Origin of the sequence: Amnibacterium sp., assembly GCF_025463795.1 — a bacterium.
GTDB lineage: Bacteria > Actinomycetota > Actinomycetes > Actinomycetales > Microbacteriaceae > Amnibacterium.
Window position 1 is genome coordinate 1 of sequence record NZ_JAODBE010000053.1, and the last position, 13,589, is coordinate 13,589.

General features: G+C 68.1%; 15 protein-coding genes. 7 read left to right on the plus strand and 8 right to left on the minus strand.

What is annotated here, in order from left to right; translation table 11 throughout:
* Window positions 1-47: 47 nt before the first annotated feature.
* The 3 genes from JWQ92_RS04555 to JWQ92_RS04565 all read left to right on the plus strand — a co-directional run bounded on the left by JWQ92_RS04555 (window position 48) and on the right by JWQ92_RS04565 (window position 4,746).
* Window positions 48-2,360: a LuxR C-terminal-related transcriptional regulator gene (locus JWQ92_RS04555; RefSeq protein WP_297343274.1), complete on the plus strand. Its 2,313-nt coding sequence runs from the start codon at window positions 48-50 to the stop codon at window positions 2,358-2,360.
* Window positions 2,361-2,851: 491 nt separating this feature from the next.
* The gene (locus JWQ92_RS04560) at window positions 2,852-3,604 is read left to right on the plus strand and encodes a DUF4386 domain-containing protein (RefSeq protein ID WP_297343275.1); all 753 of its coding nucleotides are present in this window, start codon (window positions 2,852-2,854) and stop codon (window positions 3,602-3,604) included.
* Between the two features lie 80 nt (window positions 3,605-3,684).
* Window positions 3,685-4,746 (plus strand): NAD(P)-dependent alcohol dehydrogenase, encoded by a 1,062-nt coding sequence (locus JWQ92_RS04565; protein ID WP_297343276.1) that lies wholly within the window; start codon window positions 3,685-3,687, stop codon window positions 4,744-4,746.
* Between the two features lie 412 nt (window positions 4,747-5,158).
* Here JWQ92_RS04565 and JWQ92_RS04570 read toward each other — a convergent pair whose 3' ends face one another.
* Complete coding sequence (locus tag JWQ92_RS04570) at window positions 5,159-6,001, minus strand: calcium-binding protein (RefSeq protein WP_297343277.1); 843 nt, start codon at window positions 5,999-6,001, stop codon at window positions 5,159-5,161.
* Window positions 6,002-6,267: 266 nt separating this feature from the next.
* Between JWQ92_RS04570 and JWQ92_RS04575 the strand changes: the two genes are divergently transcribed.
* A complete protein-coding gene (locus tag JWQ92_RS04575) occupies window positions 6,268-6,471 on the plus strand; it encodes an oxidoreductase (RefSeq protein ID WP_297343278.1) in 204 nt (67 codons plus the stop codon).
* A 47-nt stretch (window positions 6,472-6,518) separates the two neighbouring features.
* On the opposite strand, the gene JWQ92_RS04580 is transcribed toward JWQ92_RS04575, so the two are convergent.
* The 4 genes from JWQ92_RS04580 to JWQ92_RS04595 form a co-directional block, all read right to left on the minus strand.
* A complete protein-coding gene (locus JWQ92_RS04580; RefSeq protein WP_297343279.1) occupies window positions 6,519-7,679 on the minus strand; it encodes a cation diffusion facilitator family transporter in 1,161 nt (386 codons plus the stop codon).
* Window positions 7,676-8,026: a metalloregulator ArsR/SmtB family transcription factor gene (locus JWQ92_RS04585; protein ID WP_297343331.1), complete on the minus strand. Its 351-nt coding sequence runs from the start codon at window positions 8,024-8,026 to the stop codon at window positions 7,676-7,678. The genes JWQ92_RS04580 and JWQ92_RS04585 overlap by 4 nt, the downstream gene beginning before the upstream one ends.
* Window positions 8,027-8,105: 79 nt before the next feature.
* Complete coding sequence (locus JWQ92_RS04590) at window positions 8,106-8,411, minus strand: antibiotic biosynthesis monooxygenase (RefSeq protein ID WP_297343280.1); 306 nt, start codon at window positions 8,409-8,411, stop codon at window positions 8,106-8,108.
* A gap of 260 nt (window positions 8,412-8,671) precedes the next feature.
* Complete coding sequence (locus JWQ92_RS04595) at window positions 8,672-9,025, minus strand: VOC family protein (protein ID WP_297343281.1); 354 nt, start codon at window positions 9,023-9,025, stop codon at window positions 8,672-8,674.
* Between the two features lie 234 nt (window positions 9,026-9,259).
* Here JWQ92_RS04595 and JWQ92_RS04600 point away from each other — a divergent pair, with 234 nt between their 5' ends.
* Window positions 9,260-10,201, plus strand: a complete 942-nt coding sequence (locus JWQ92_RS04600) for a nuclear transport factor 2 family protein (protein ID WP_297343282.1) — start codon at window positions 9,260-9,262, stop codon at window positions 10,199-10,201.
* A 189-nt stretch (window positions 10,202-10,390) separates the two neighbouring features.
* Here the strand turns inward: JWQ92_RS04600 and JWQ92_RS04605 are convergent, their stop codons facing one another.
* On the minus strand, window positions 10,391-10,552 hold the full coding sequence (locus JWQ92_RS04605) for a hypothetical protein (RefSeq protein ID WP_297343283.1): 162 nt from the start codon (window positions 10,550-10,552) through the stop codon (window positions 10,391-10,393).
* A 38-nt stretch (window positions 10,553-10,590) separates the two neighbouring features.
* Complete coding sequence (locus JWQ92_RS04610) at window positions 10,591-11,688, minus strand: LuxR C-terminal-related transcriptional regulator (RefSeq protein ID WP_297343284.1); 1,098 nt, start codon at window positions 11,686-11,688, stop codon at window positions 10,591-10,593.
* 145 nt (window positions 11,689-11,833) lie between these two features.
* On the opposite strand from JWQ92_RS04610, the gene JWQ92_RS04615 reads away from it, so the two are divergent.
* Together JWQ92_RS04615 and JWQ92_RS04620 are read left to right on the plus strand one after the other, a co-directional pair.
* Window positions 11,834-12,736, plus strand: coding sequence for an LLM class flavin-dependent oxidoreductase (locus JWQ92_RS04615; RefSeq protein WP_297343285.1), 903 nt, complete (start codon window positions 11,834-11,836; stop codon window positions 12,734-12,736).
* Between the two features lie 212 nt (window positions 12,737-12,948).
* Entirely contained in the window at window positions 12,949-13,137 is a 189-nt protein-coding gene (locus tag JWQ92_RS04620) for a hypothetical protein (protein WP_297343286.1), read from the plus strand.
* A gap of 123 nt (window positions 13,138-13,260) precedes the next feature.
* Here JWQ92_RS04620 and JWQ92_RS04625 read toward each other — a convergent pair whose 3' ends face one another.
* Window positions 13,261-13,539: a hypothetical protein gene (locus JWQ92_RS04625; RefSeq protein WP_297343287.1), complete on the minus strand. Its 279-nt coding sequence runs from the start codon at window positions 13,537-13,539 to the stop codon at window positions 13,261-13,263.
* Window positions 13,540-13,589: the final 50 nt, after the last annotated feature.

Genomic DNA, 13,589 nt, shown 5'->3' on the forward strand with positions numbered 1-13,589 from the left:
GGCCGATCGGAGAGGCGTGACTGCGCCTCCTGCCTACACTCACGAAGATGGGAAGCCGGGCACGAGGGCGGCAGGGCAACCTTCCGGTCGAGCTCAGCAGCTTCATCGGGCGGCGCCTTGCGCTTCAGGACATCAAGGCGGCACTCGCGGTGTCCCGTCTGGTGACCCTCGTGGGTGCCGGCGGTGTCGGCAAGACCCGTCTGGCTCTGCGCGCATCGGCCGATCTCGCGCGCGGTCTGCCGGACGGGGTATGGCTGGTCGAGCTGGGCGGCCTCGCCGACGCGGAGCTTGTGCCGAAGGCCGTGATGACCTCGGTGGGGTTGGGCGACGAGTCGGGTCGATGGCCGCTGTCGCGACTCCTGGACCACCTCACGGGGAGGCGGCTGCTGCTCGTTCTGGACAACTGCGAACATCTGCTGGACGCGTGTGCGGTCCTGGCGGATTCGCTGCTGCGCGAGGCACCCGACCTGCGCATCCTGGCGACCAGTCGGCAGCCGCTCGGCGTCGCCGGCGAGCGGGTCGTTCCGGTTCAGCCGCTATCCCTGCCGGACGGCGCCGACGAGAGGTCGGCCCGAGGCGTGACCGAGTCCGAGGCCGTCAGCCTCCTCGTTCAGCGAGCTGCCGCGGCGGGTGCCCCCCTCGTGGTGACCGAGGCGAATATGGCCGGCGTGGTGGAACTCGCCCGGCGACTTGATGGCATCCCGTTGGCGATCGAGCTCGCGGCAGTGCGGTTGCGATCGTTCAGTGTCGAAGACCTTGTCGAGCGGCTGAACGACCGGTTCCACCTCCTCGTCGGCGGTAGCACGGCCGCGCCGGCCCGGCAGCAGACACTGGAGGCCACGATCGCGTGGAGCCACGACCTGCTGAGTAGCGAAGGCCGGGCGGTCCTGCGTCGCCTCGCGGTCTTTCCCGCCTCCTTCACCTTGGCGGCCGCCGAGCACGTCTGCGGTTGGGGGACGGTGACGTCGCCCACCGTGCCGCAGGCGCTCGCAGCGCTGGTGGACCGTTCGTTCGTGACGTTCGAACGGACTTCGAGCGGCGGCCGGTATCGGATGCACGAGACCATGCGGGAGTTCGCCTCGCTGCGACTCCATGACGCGGGCGAGGAAAGGAACTGCAGAGACGCACATCTGTCGTTCTTCGCTGCCCTGTGCCGGCGCGTGGACTCCGATGGCCGCACGGCTGATGACGAGCTGACACTCGAATTCCTGCAGGCCCTCGACCTCGAGGCGGACAACCTCCGGGGCGCCCTCAGGTACTGCCTCACCGATCTCGTGGATGCCGACGTGGGCTTGGAGATGGCGGCGGGCCTTGGCCGGTACTGGGCCAACCGGGCATTGAGCGAGGGCGTCCACTGGATGGACAGCCTCCTCCAGCGACGCGGCACCGACCCCGCGGCGCGTGCGCGGGCGCTCTTCGTCCGGGGCTACCTCGCGGTCGCGCAAGGCGACCACGTCGCAGGGCTGGATGCGATTGCGGAGGCCGCTGACATCGCGCGTGGGTCGAACGCCGCCGTCCTGCTCGTGCGAATCCTCGCCATCGCCGCCGCGCTCCACGTCATGGCCGGCGACCTCGCCGCTGCCCGTCCGCTGTCCACTGAAGCGCAACGGCTCGCGGACACCCTCGATGACGACATCGCGGAGATCGCCGCGGCCCAGTCCGAGGCGCTGATCGCGTCGTTGGACGGTGACTTCATCCGCATGCGCGCGATCGGGCTCGGGGCCGCGGAACGCTGCAGACGCGTCCACGAGATCTACATGCTGAGTACTCACCTCACGAGCGTCGGGGTCGCCTCGATGATGGTCGGCGAGCACGACCAGGCGGAGGCGGCGCTGATCGAGGCGCTCCGCGCGACCTTGGTCGTCGATGACCGGCCCGGGCTCGTGCTGCGGATTCACGCGTTAGCAGGAAACGCGGCCATGGCCGGCCGAGGAGCGCGGGCCGCGACGCTCCTGGGCGCCGCGGCGATGTTGCGGACTGAATCGGGGTACTTGCTGAGCCCGTTCATCCGGCCGCTGGTCGAGCGAGCGGAGACCCTGGCCCGCGCTGACCTCGGCCCTCAGCGCTACCAGAAGGCGTTCGACGAAGGCGAGCAGCTCGACCATTCGGCCGTGGTGGCGCTGGCTCTCGGGATCCAGGTCGTTCGAGCTCCTGCCGCGGAACAGGAGCATGCAGACCCGCTGACCAAGCGTGAGCGGCAGATCGCCGAGCTGCTCGCCGAGGGGTTGAGCAACAAGGACATCGCGCAGCGCCTATTCCTCTCCGAGCGCACGGTGGAGACCCACGTCTACAACATCCTCAACAAGCTCGGGTTCGACTCCAGGGTCAAGATCGCATCCTGGGCTGCCGCTCCCGGATAGGCGACCACAACTTCCAGCCCGCGCCGCGAGCCGGGCCGGGCAGGTCGGGCCGCTGATCTCGCGGATGTGACCGGTAGGCAGTAGTGCCAGTGCAACCAGCGCGCGCGCGCCTTGGGCGGCCGATGCCTCGATCAGGCAGATGAGGTGATCGTCCTGCTGGGTGATCCCGGCGAAGAGGGCGCGAGGAACCGTCGCGCTGCCGCTGAGCCGCGACTGCGCCATCTGTAGTGCTTCCAGTGCGCGGGCGCAGTCTCTCGGTCCTATCTGTTGGATCGGGATCTCGACGAGGAAATGGCGCATGCCCGTCAGGCTCCTCAACCGTCTTCTGCACCGCATCCAGGCGAACGCTGAACGGGTACGTAGGAGTCGCTCCACTGCCCGCGGTGCTGGTGGTCCGGGTCGGCTCACCTACGTGTCCGCTACGTGTTCGCCCGGATCTCAAGAACCGCCCTGATGCGGAGGCTGTAGCCACACACGAACAAGGAGATCTCATGACCCAGTCCACCCTTTCCGGCAGCCCACTCTCCGCGCAACAGATCCGCGCCCCGGGAGGCTCGTCCGCCAACCGGCCCAGCTCACGGATGACGCAATCGCGAATCATCGGCGCACTGTTCCTCGCGGGATTCCTCGTCTATGGAACAGGTTCCTCGATTGCGAGCTCCCTGGCAGCGCCCGCGAACTTCCTGGCCACGATCGGGCCGGTTCAGTCGCTCCTGACTCTCGGTGCCTTTCTGATATTGCTCAACACCGCCGTGGACGTCGCGAAAGCGGTCCTCTTCTTTCCCATCTTGGAGCGACACAGCACGCGGACGGCGCTCACGTACCTCGCCGCCATCATCGTCGAGGTCCTCTTTCTGAGCATCGGCGCGCTCGCCCTGCTCATGATCGTCCCGCTGGCCCAGCACGCCGGTGAACCGGGAGCCAGCACTCTCGCATCCCTGCTCGTCCAGCTGAACGGCATGTCGTATCAGATCGGCGAGATGGCACTCGGAGTCGGTGCGACATTCCTCTGCCTGCTGCTGTTCAAGACCGGCCTCGTCCCGCGGTGGCTGGCCCTCTCGGGGCTGATCGGCTACCCGTGCCTCGTCGCCGGAACCATCGCCGAACTGTTCGGGGTCCACATCGGCCTCTACCTCATGATGCCGGGGTTCTTCTTCGAACTGGTCCTCCCCGCCTGGCTGCTCATCAAGGGCTTCCAGAAGGCGGCCTACTCGGGCCGAGTCGAAGCGATTTCGGTTCGCTGACCCCGGCCGTCTCCCGGCCCGCCCTCCCACCCACCCTGCGTTCCGCAGCCGTCCACGCACACGAACAGGACTTGAGAGAAATGACCACCCACGCACCCGTGCCCCATCCGACCACTGCCAGTACTGCTGGCACCGCCATCCCCTCCTCGATGAAAGCGATCGTTCAGGACCGGTACGGCAGCCCGGAGAGCGTCCTCAAGCTGGAAGACGTCGCAGTGCCCGTGCCGCACGACGGTGAGGTGCTGATCCGGGTACACGCCGCATCCATCCACGTCGGCGACCTGGTGGCCATCGAGGGGGAACCCCTCATCGCCCGCGCGGCAGTCGGGCTCCGCAAGCCGAAGAATCGCGTGCCCGGTACGGATGTCGCCGGGACCGTCGTCGCTGTCGACGGCGGCTCCACGGGGCTCCAGGTCGGGGATGAGGTGTTCGGCTGGTGCGCAGGTGCCTTCGCGGAGTACGTATGTGCACGGGCTGATCACCTCGTCCCCAAGCCATCGAACCTCACGTTCGAGCAGGCGGCAGCCGTCGGGGTATCCGCATCCGCCGCCCTGCAGCTGCTACGAGGGCGCGTTCGTCCAGGACAGAAGGTGCTCGTCAACGGTGCATCGGGAGGCCTCGGCTCCTACGCGATCCAGATCGCCGCAGCGTTCGGCGCCGAGGTCACCGGAGTGTCCAGCGCCTGCAACCTCGACACCGTCCGATCTCTGGGCGCGGCCCACGTCATCGACTACACCATGGAGGACTTCACCCTGGGCAAGCAGCGCTACGACTTCATCCTCGACAACGTGGCGAACCACTCCCTGTCACACACACGACGAGCGCTCACCCCGGACGGGGTCCTCCAATCCAACAACGGCACCTCCGGCGGGCGCTGGTTCGGCACCATGGGGACCGTCATGAAAGCGGCCATCGTGTCGAGATTCACTCGTCGTCAGTCCGCCCCGACCATCAAGTTCCCCAGACGTGAGGACCTGCTCGCGATTGCCGCCCTCATCGAAGCCGGCAAGGTCACCCCGCTCATCGGCCGGACCTACCGCCTTCAGGAAGCAGCCCAAGCCGTCAGCCACATTGCAGGCGGCCACGCACGAGGGACCAGCGTCCTCACGCTCGATGCCCGCGCCGGCTCGCGCGCCGGGTAACCACTTCTCGCTCACCCGCTGGCGGCGCCCATGGAGAGGGCGCCGCCAGTCTGGGCGGGGTGGGGAAGGTTCGAGCACGAGCCGTGCACGCCGTCGGTCCTGCTCCGACGGGCGAGATCAGCCGCTCCCGGCCGGCCACCGAACCCGACGATCCGGAGGTCCTCGAGCGGATCGAGCAGGCCATCGCGCAGGTTGCGCCCAAGGGACGTCGGTCCCGGCTGCCGCCTCAACGTCGGTGCGACATGTCTTCCGGCGGCAGAGGGGATCGACGAAGTGGACCGCTGCGAGGAACTACGCCTGGAGGCCGATCCGCGGGTCCGACCGGAATCGATGACTCGTGCTCCCGACAAGCGGACGTGAGGCCGATGCATACGGTCGGCGAAGGCTGCCGGCCGTATGCATCCGTCTGGCGTCAGTCGTCCTGGCTGGAGCTGCTCGTGCCGGCGCCGGAGTCGTTCTGGTCGCCTCCGGAGGTGCTGTCGTCGCCCTGGTCGTCGTTGCTGACGGTCTCGTGGTCGTCGGACTGCTGGTCGTCGACGTGGTCGGACGAGCCGCGGTGGAAGGTGTCGTGGCCGTCGCCGCCGCGGTCGGTGTCCGCGCCGTCTCCGCCGTCGAGGCTGTCGTCACCGGAGTCGCCCTGCAGGGCGTCGTCGCCCTGATCGCCGGAGAGATGGTCGTTTCCGGTCCCGCCGATGAGGTGGTCGTCGCCTCCGCCGCCGTTCTCGGTGTCACTCCCGGAGCCGCCGTTCTCGACGTCGTTTCCGTCGCCACCGTTGAGGGTGTCGTTGCCGGGGTCGCCGTTGAGGTGGTCGCTGCCTGCGCCGCCGCTCTCGACGTCGTTGCCGGTGCCACCGTCGAGGGTGTCGGAGCCGCCGCCGCCGCTCAGGTGGTCGCTGCCTGCGCCGCCGGAGAGGTGGTCGTTGCCGGAGCCGCCCTCGATCGTGTCGGTACCGCCACCGCCCATGACCCGGTCGCTGCCGGCGCCCGCGTCGATGCGGTCCCTGCCGGATGATCCGCAGATGAGGTCGTTGCCGCCGCCGGCCTTGATGATGTGGCCGGCGCTGCGGACGACGATCACGTCCGCCCCCGAGCGGCCGTGCACGACGTGCGGGCTGTGTGCGGTGACGACGATGGTCGCCGCGTGGCCGAAGCACGTGGGCATCGGCGTGGCGGACGCCGAGGTCGCCTGGAAGGCGACGCCGGCGAACGGAAGGACGAGCGCCGCTGCTGCGAGGCGCGATCGGTGACTGAACATGTGGATCCCCCAGGGTAGAAAGGGCCGTGGGTACGGCGCGATCGGAGCGTCGCAGCAGGCCGGACACCGTGCCAGTCCCACTCCGAGGGGGCGCTGCCCGTTGCTCGATCAGGTGGCCCCGGGGTGCCCCGCAAGGGTTCCTCCGGCCAATGGCGGTCCTCCGCGATCGATTCGTCGACGCGTCTTCGAGACGGCTGGACGCTTCGTCGAGCCTCCCGGGTGGTCAAGGCCTTCAACACGACCTTCGCTGGCAAGAAGGCCGGGGAATGACCACGACGGTGCTACTGGCCGGTGACGACTCCGCCGTGAAAGCTTCCGTCATCGAGCTGGTCACCGCGGCCGGACTCAAGGCGATCGACGTCGGGGGCCTGAAGCGGGCACGGGAGCTCGAAGCGTTCGGGTTCCTGCAGATGAGTCTCGCCGCTGCCGAGAAGCTGAGCTGGACCGGCGGATTCGTACCCGTCGGTTGACTTTGCATCCCTGTTCCAATGCAGCAGTCGCCAGAGTACGAGGTGGATCAGGGACGGTGAATTTCCGTGCTTGTCGCTCGGAGTACGAAGTCGTCCAGCTTCGGCAGAGCGTGGGCCAGCGTGTGGCCGGCTTCTTGGGCGATGTGCTCCGCCTCGCTGAGTTGCATGTCGGCCACCAGGAGCGTCGCGGCTCCTTGCAGCCTGTGGCCGACCCACCGGAGCTGCAGTCTCGGCACTGCAAGCACCCCCGGAGTGCCTGTCAGGGCGTGTTCGGCGCGGTCCAGGAGTTCAGGGTCGATGCCGTCCATGAGGCGTCGGCCGATGCTTTTCACGGTTCCCCAGAGCAGGACGATGATCGCGGCGGAGATCACCAACCCGACGATCGGGTCGGCGAGGGGGAAGCCGAGCATCACCCCTCCGGCGCCGAGGACCACGGCCAGCGAGGTGAATCCGTCGAGGCGGGCGTGGACGCCGTCGGCGACGAGTGCGGCGGAGCCGATCTGCTGCCCGACGCGGATGCGGTAGATCGCGACTGCTTCGTTGCCGGCGAAGCCGATGAAGCCGGCCACGACGACCCACCACAGATTCTGCAGGTGCAGCGGGTGGAAGAGACGGTCGATGGACTGCCACGCCGCGACGATCGCGGAGAGCGCGACGACCGCGACGATGAAGAGGCCGGCGAGGTCCTCTGCGCGCCCATAGCCGAAGGTGTACCGGCGAGTGGCGGCGCGGCGGCCGAGGATGAACGCGATCCACAAGGGGACGGCCGTGAGGGCGTCGGAGAAGTTGTGAATCGTGTCGGCCAACAGGGCGACCGAGCCGCTGATCAGGAAGATCAGCAGCTGGAGCACGGTCGTGCCGAGCAGGAGGAAAAGGCTGATCTTCAGCGCGCGGACCCCCTGGGTGCTCGCCTCGAGAGCGTCGTCGATGGAGTCAGCGGCATCGTGGGTATGGGGAACGAAGAGTCCGTAGAAGAAGCCCTTGATCCCGGCCGGGTGCGAATGCCCTCCGGGCCCGTGGGAATGACCGTGGCCATGCCCGTGGTCGTCGTGGCTGTGCCCGTGATCGCCGTGGGGGTGATCATGCGTCTCGTGCTCGTGCTCGTGCTCGTGCTCGTGCTCGTGCTCGTGCTCGTGCTCGTGCTCGTGCTCGTGCTCGTGCTCGTGCTCGTGCTCGTGCTCGTGGTGCTCGGTGCGAGGGGTGCTCATCGGGCAGCCGTTGGATGCGTGTGGTGGTGGCGGGGGATGCCGCCGAGGGTGTGTTCGGCCTGGAAGATCGCGTCGGCGACGAGTTGGCGGGCGTGTTCGTCGGCGAGTCGGTAGAACACCCGTGTCCCGTCCTGCCGGGTCGTCACCATGCGTGCCAGCCTGAGCTTCGCCAGATGCTGGGACACCGCGGCGGCCGGCTTGTCGACGATGTCGGCCAGGTGGTTCACGGACAGCTCGTCGTCGCGCAGAGCCAGGATGATCCGCACCCGCGTAGCGTCGGCGAGCATCGCGAACACCTCCACGGCCAGCTCGACGTACTGGCTGTCCGGGTGCCGACCGCATGTCACCGCATCGGCCGCAGCCCTCTCGGTCCGGTTCCCGTCGCCGAGGACCACCTCGCGGCGTGCCGGCGAGGCCTCTGCAGCTTCAGGCTGCATCGCCGTCCAGATCGAGGACGTCGAACTCGAGCAGGCTGGCGCCGGTCGCGACGGCGCGGCCCGGGCCGGAGTGGTTCTCCCGAGCCTGGCTCGAGGACCACGACTGGTAGCTCTCTTCACTGTCCCAGGTCGTCACTACGAAGTAGCGGCTCTCGCCCTTGACCGGACGCAGCAGCTGGAACCCCTCGAACCCCGGGAACGCGTCCACCGCGTGAGACCGGCCGGAGAACCGCCTCTCCAGCTCCTGTCCTCCCTCTTCGGGGACCTGCAACGCGTTGATCTTCACGACGGACATGCGACTTCCTCTCCATCGACCGGCCGCGACTGAGCAGACTGAGTATTGCCGCCGGGGTCACTCGGTCCATGCAAGCCTGCGCGGACGTGCAGATAATAACGTGCTCCCACGGGCGCGGCGACCGCGCCGGTCTCAGTCTCGAAGGGGACACAGGACATGGTCGGGGGCTGGACCCGGGACGGAGGACGCCCCGAGCAGCGCGCGAGGTTCCGGGGTCAGGTCTCGATGATGTGCGGCTCGCGGGGGTCGCTGAGATGCGCCTACTCGGCTTGGAACAGGGCGATCGTGTTCCCGTCCGGGTCTTTGAACCACGCGGACCGGCCGAGCCCGGCGGTGGTGGCGATGTGGGCGACCGTCTTGAACCTCGGGAAGTCGTAGTCCTCGAAGACCACGCCGCGTTCGGCGAGGTCATGGACGTCACGATCGATGTCCGAGGTCCAGACCCGAACCTGGGTGTGATCGGCTCTGTTCGCCGCGGGGCGGCCGTAGATCAGGAGAGTGCCGGTTCCCGTGTCGAACAGGAGGTGATTCGGGACGGTCTCGGATGAGAGCGGAAGCCCCAACGTCTGCTCGTAGAACTCCTGGCTTCGCGCCAGGTCGGTACTGGCGAGCACCGCTGAAAGCCGGACTGGGTTCAACATCGCAACCTCTCTCATTGCCGTGCGCAGCATCGTCCCGGCAAGGCCCGAGCGACGACAGAGGCTTTCGGACCACAAACCCCGTAGGCGCTGCGATATTCGGCTCGACCGCCGGTCCGGTTCCCGGCGCAGCCTCCCCGCCAGGAGGGTTCATGCAAGAGGAGCGGCGGTCGACGCGATTCTCGAGGCCGCGCGCGAAGGGCACCGAGAATGCCCGAGGTCACCTCCATGTCGGCCTGCTGCCGTGCGTCCGCTGACCGTGATGCGGCCGCCGCGACCGATGTCGTTCTAGCTCCCTGCTTGCCGGAGGAGGACGATGTGGGACATGACAGGGTGGTCGCAATGACGACGACTCGCGCAGTGCCCCCGAAGACCGACCAGCAGGACGAGCGGGACATCCGACGCGTGGTCCAGCTGTACGGCGACGGGTACGGCACCGGCGAGACCGGCATGTTCGACGAGGCGTTTCACGAAGAGGCTTGGATCTTCTACACGCGCGCCGACGGGGTGCTGGGCGCCGAGCGGCTCAAGCCTCGCTCGTTCCAGGTGTGGGCGTCATTCCCCAGGGCGACGATTCGCGTGCTGAATCTCGTTCGATCCGGCGACGTCGCAAACGTCATGCTCGTCTGCGATTGCGGTTCCGAGGGCACCTGGGTCGATCTCCACAACCTCCTCAAGATCGACGGCGCGTGGAAGATCACGAACAAGACCGCGACCCACATGAGCAGGGCGGGAGACGCGACCACGTCCACCACCACGCCGGCGAGATCCGACGAGCACGGCGAGGCGGACATCCGCCGCGTGGTCCAGCTTTACGCCGACGGGTTCGGCAGCGGCGAGACCCGCTTCTTCGAGGAGGCGTTTCACGAGCGGGCCTGGATCTTCCTCACCGAACCCGACAGCACACCACGCGCGTGGCCGCTGAACGAGGAGGCGTTCACCGAGTGGGCCGCCTACGAACGCGCGACGATCCGCGTCCTGATGATCACCCGGTCGGGCGACGTGGCGAACGTTCTGCTGGTCTGGCAGAGCGGCGAGCCCGAGAACACCTGGGTCGACCTCCACAACCTTCTCAAGATCGACGGCGTCTGGAAGATCACGAACAAGACCGCGACACACATCAGCCGGGCCGGCGAGCTCCCCGAGGCCTGAAGCTGCGTCCTGCTCGAGGGTCGGTAGCCGACGGTTGGGGACTTGGTCGGTAGCCGCCACATCCGGGCGCCTCGGCCCCTCGGCCGCCTCGGCAGATATGCCGCCGACCAGCGCATCCGCAGGCCGCGGCTCGCAGACCCGCGAGCCGGGGCTACCGGCGCGATTCCCTGGAGCGAGACTCGCTGGCGGTCAGGGAGCGTTCGGCCCCTTGGCGGACGCGGTAGCAACGTCCTCCTCGGTCACCTCGGCGTGGTCGCCTTTCGTGAGTTCAGCGCGGTCTTCCGGAGAGGATTCGCGGTCGCTTGACGATCCGCCTTCCTGCAGCTCGAACAGCCCGGCGTCGACGAGCAATCGGCGCTCGAACGCTGTGATGGTTCCGCCTCAAGAGCTCACGTCGGGGTACCGGGTGCTGTTCCTACGGCGGTGACCAGCGCGCGGCGGCTGTGGACGCCGAACTTCTCGAAGATGGCGGTGAGATGCTCCTGCACCGTGTTCGCGGAGATGTGTGCCTGGGCAGCGATCTGGCGGGTCGTGAGCCCCCGCAGCACCAGGGCTGCGACCCGCTCCTGCGCCGGCGTCAGTCCGCGCGCGGCCAACAGGACGGACACCAAGCGCTGCGCGGATGCCGATTCGATGACGACCGCGATCTGGCGGCCGCTCGGGCCGTCGATCCGCGAGGCCCGGACGGAGGCCCAGGTCCCGGCGGCAGTGCGCACCCGCACTTCGAGGCGGCCCTGGGTGGGACGGGGCTCGCCTCGGGTGTCGGCCACCTCGTCGGCCAGGAGGCGTGCCGCGACCGTGTAGATCGGAACCGGCAGCTCGAACGGAGACGGCCAGTCCTCCTCGGTCATCTCGGCAAGCCATTGCTCGGCCACGGCGTTCATGGACGCCAGATGCAACTCGTCATCGAGAAGCACGATCCCGACGTCCATCATCATCGAACTCCTCGACAGCTGGTCGAGAACCTGTGCCCGGCGAAGTCCCTCGGCCACGTGCGGCGCGATGCGACGCAACACCGCGATCTCAGGTTCGGAAAAACCCGCGTCGGCATTCGAACGATGCAGACACATCACCCCCCAGCTGTGTGAGCGCGAGCGGAGGACGACGCGGAGTTCGTCGCCGAGACCGAGCGGGGCCATGATGTCCGTGTAGCGAACACTCGCCGTGCGATCGCCCTGCGTCGCGGCGTCCAGCGAGCCGATCGGATCCGGGCGGAGGGACAAGTCGACGAAACGGTTCACGTCCGGCGCCCCGAACTCGTTGTCCAAGAAACGCGCAGCCGCACCGCGCAACGGTTCCTCACTCACCGCCGTGGTGAACAGCAGCGTGACCGGATCGATGGAGGCGAAGAACGCGGCGTCAATCGACATGACCGACCGGAGCCGGTGCAGAACTTCCACGCGCAGAGCAGCCGCATCCAAACCCACGTAGCAGCGCTCCATCAAGAGGGCCACCTGCCGGTGCCGCACCACGCCCAGGTTGCTCACGGCGCAACGGTAGGCCTGGAGCGGCACGATCCCCACCCCAAGGTTCTGGTATTCCGCGACCCGCCCAGCAGAGCCATCGTGACGCATGCCTACCTTCGGACTGCATCTCACCGATTTCTCCGCACCGGAGTTCACCGGTGGCCGGTTGCTCGACGCCGTCACCGACCTGACGACGGCTTTGGAGCAGACACCCGCTTTCACCACGCTCTGGGTCACCGACCACGTCCAGTTCCTCGGACCGGCCGGACCGTACGCCCCCATGCCGGAGGCGTACTCGCTTCTGAATGCCGTCGCCGCACGGACATCCCGGCTGCAACTCGGGGTGCTTGCTACGTCCGTGCTCTATCGACGCCCCACCCTGCTCGCCAAGCTCGTGTCCACCTTGGACGCGCTGTCGGGCGGGCGAGCGATCCTCGGAATCGGCGCGGGGCATCCCCGCACGGAAGCGGAGCATCGGGCGTACGGCTACGACTTTCCCAGCATCGCGCGACGGATGGAGATCCTCCAGGACGCGTTGGAGGTGATCCGCCCGATGATCACCAGGACCCCCGATCCGGACTCGCCGCCGAACTCTCCACGTCCGATGCGGCCAGCAGGCATCCCCGTGCTCGTCGCCGGAAGCGGGGAGCAGCGTCTGCTCCGGATCGCTGCACGGCACGCAGACATGATCAACCTCTCATTCCCCTCCGGGGACAGTCGCGACCGCATCGCGCACAAGCGCCGGGTGCTCGCCGGCCACTGCGCGACCGTCGGTCGTGACGAAGGCGAGATCGCCATCACCTATAAGGGGATGCTCGCCGTCGCGCACGAGTCCGAGCAGGCCCGCGCGGAATGGGACGAGTGGAGGACGGCGCGGGGAATGCCGGAGATGAACAGCGCTGCCGGCGTCTTCGTTGGAGACCCGGACGAGGTGGCCGACCAGCTCGCACCCTGGTTGCACCTCGGCATCGACCACTTCGTCTTCGAACTGCCTCATGCCACCCCGGAGTCGATCGCGGTGGCCGGCCGCGCAATCGCGCATCTGACGAGCTCCGCGGCGGTGGCCTAACGCGGCCAGGTCCTGCTTCGCTGCACCAAGAGCCTCGTCGTCCTCCGGTATGCCCGGCCTTCAGGTTCCTTGTCATCAGGGGGTCGCGGGTTCGAGTCGGCTGGGGTGGATGGAGGCCAGGCCATCTCGCCCTCGGCGGAGGCCTCTCCTCGGCTGCGAGTCGTCCGCGCCCGGCTCCCGCCGACCGAGCGGGTGCAGCAGAATCGGCTGCCGTGACGGATGCGGAACCGGAGAGTCGGCCCGCGTGGGACCTGCACGTGCTCACGCTCGCTCTCGAAGCGATGGAGCGCGACCTCGAGGCGGCGACGGATCCTTCGGAGCACCGGGAGCTCACCGAGCAGATCCGCATGATCACCGCGCACATCGATCGTCTGATCGGCGCTCCGCCGCTCGGCCGGTGAGCGCCGCCGAATCGCAGATGCTCAGGGGTTTCGGGCGTCACCGTCAGTCCCGGCGAGCAGCTCAGCGAGCGCTCGGCGTCAATCGCGCGGGTTCGCGACGCAGCAGGGTTCCGGTCGTCGCAGCTACTCGGTCACACCCAACGCGAGGGACGTCTCGCACGGGCCCGGGTGCCGCTGCTTGTTGCAGGTCCGGCAAAGACCCGTGAACCCGCTGGCGTGGATGATCTGCGCGGCGAGGATCCGGTCGCCCTGCTCGTGGACCTTGTCCCACAGGGCGTCGTTGTCCTCGTTCAGCTCGGCGAGCTTCGCCTCGTGCGCGCCGTCCAGCGCGAGGAGGTCGTCGGCCAGCTGACTCGTGCTCAGCGAATCGAGGTGCTCGATCAATTCGTCGCGTTCACTCATGGGCTTCGCCTTCTCGAGCAAGGAACGCCGCGGCGACCGCAGCTCGGACC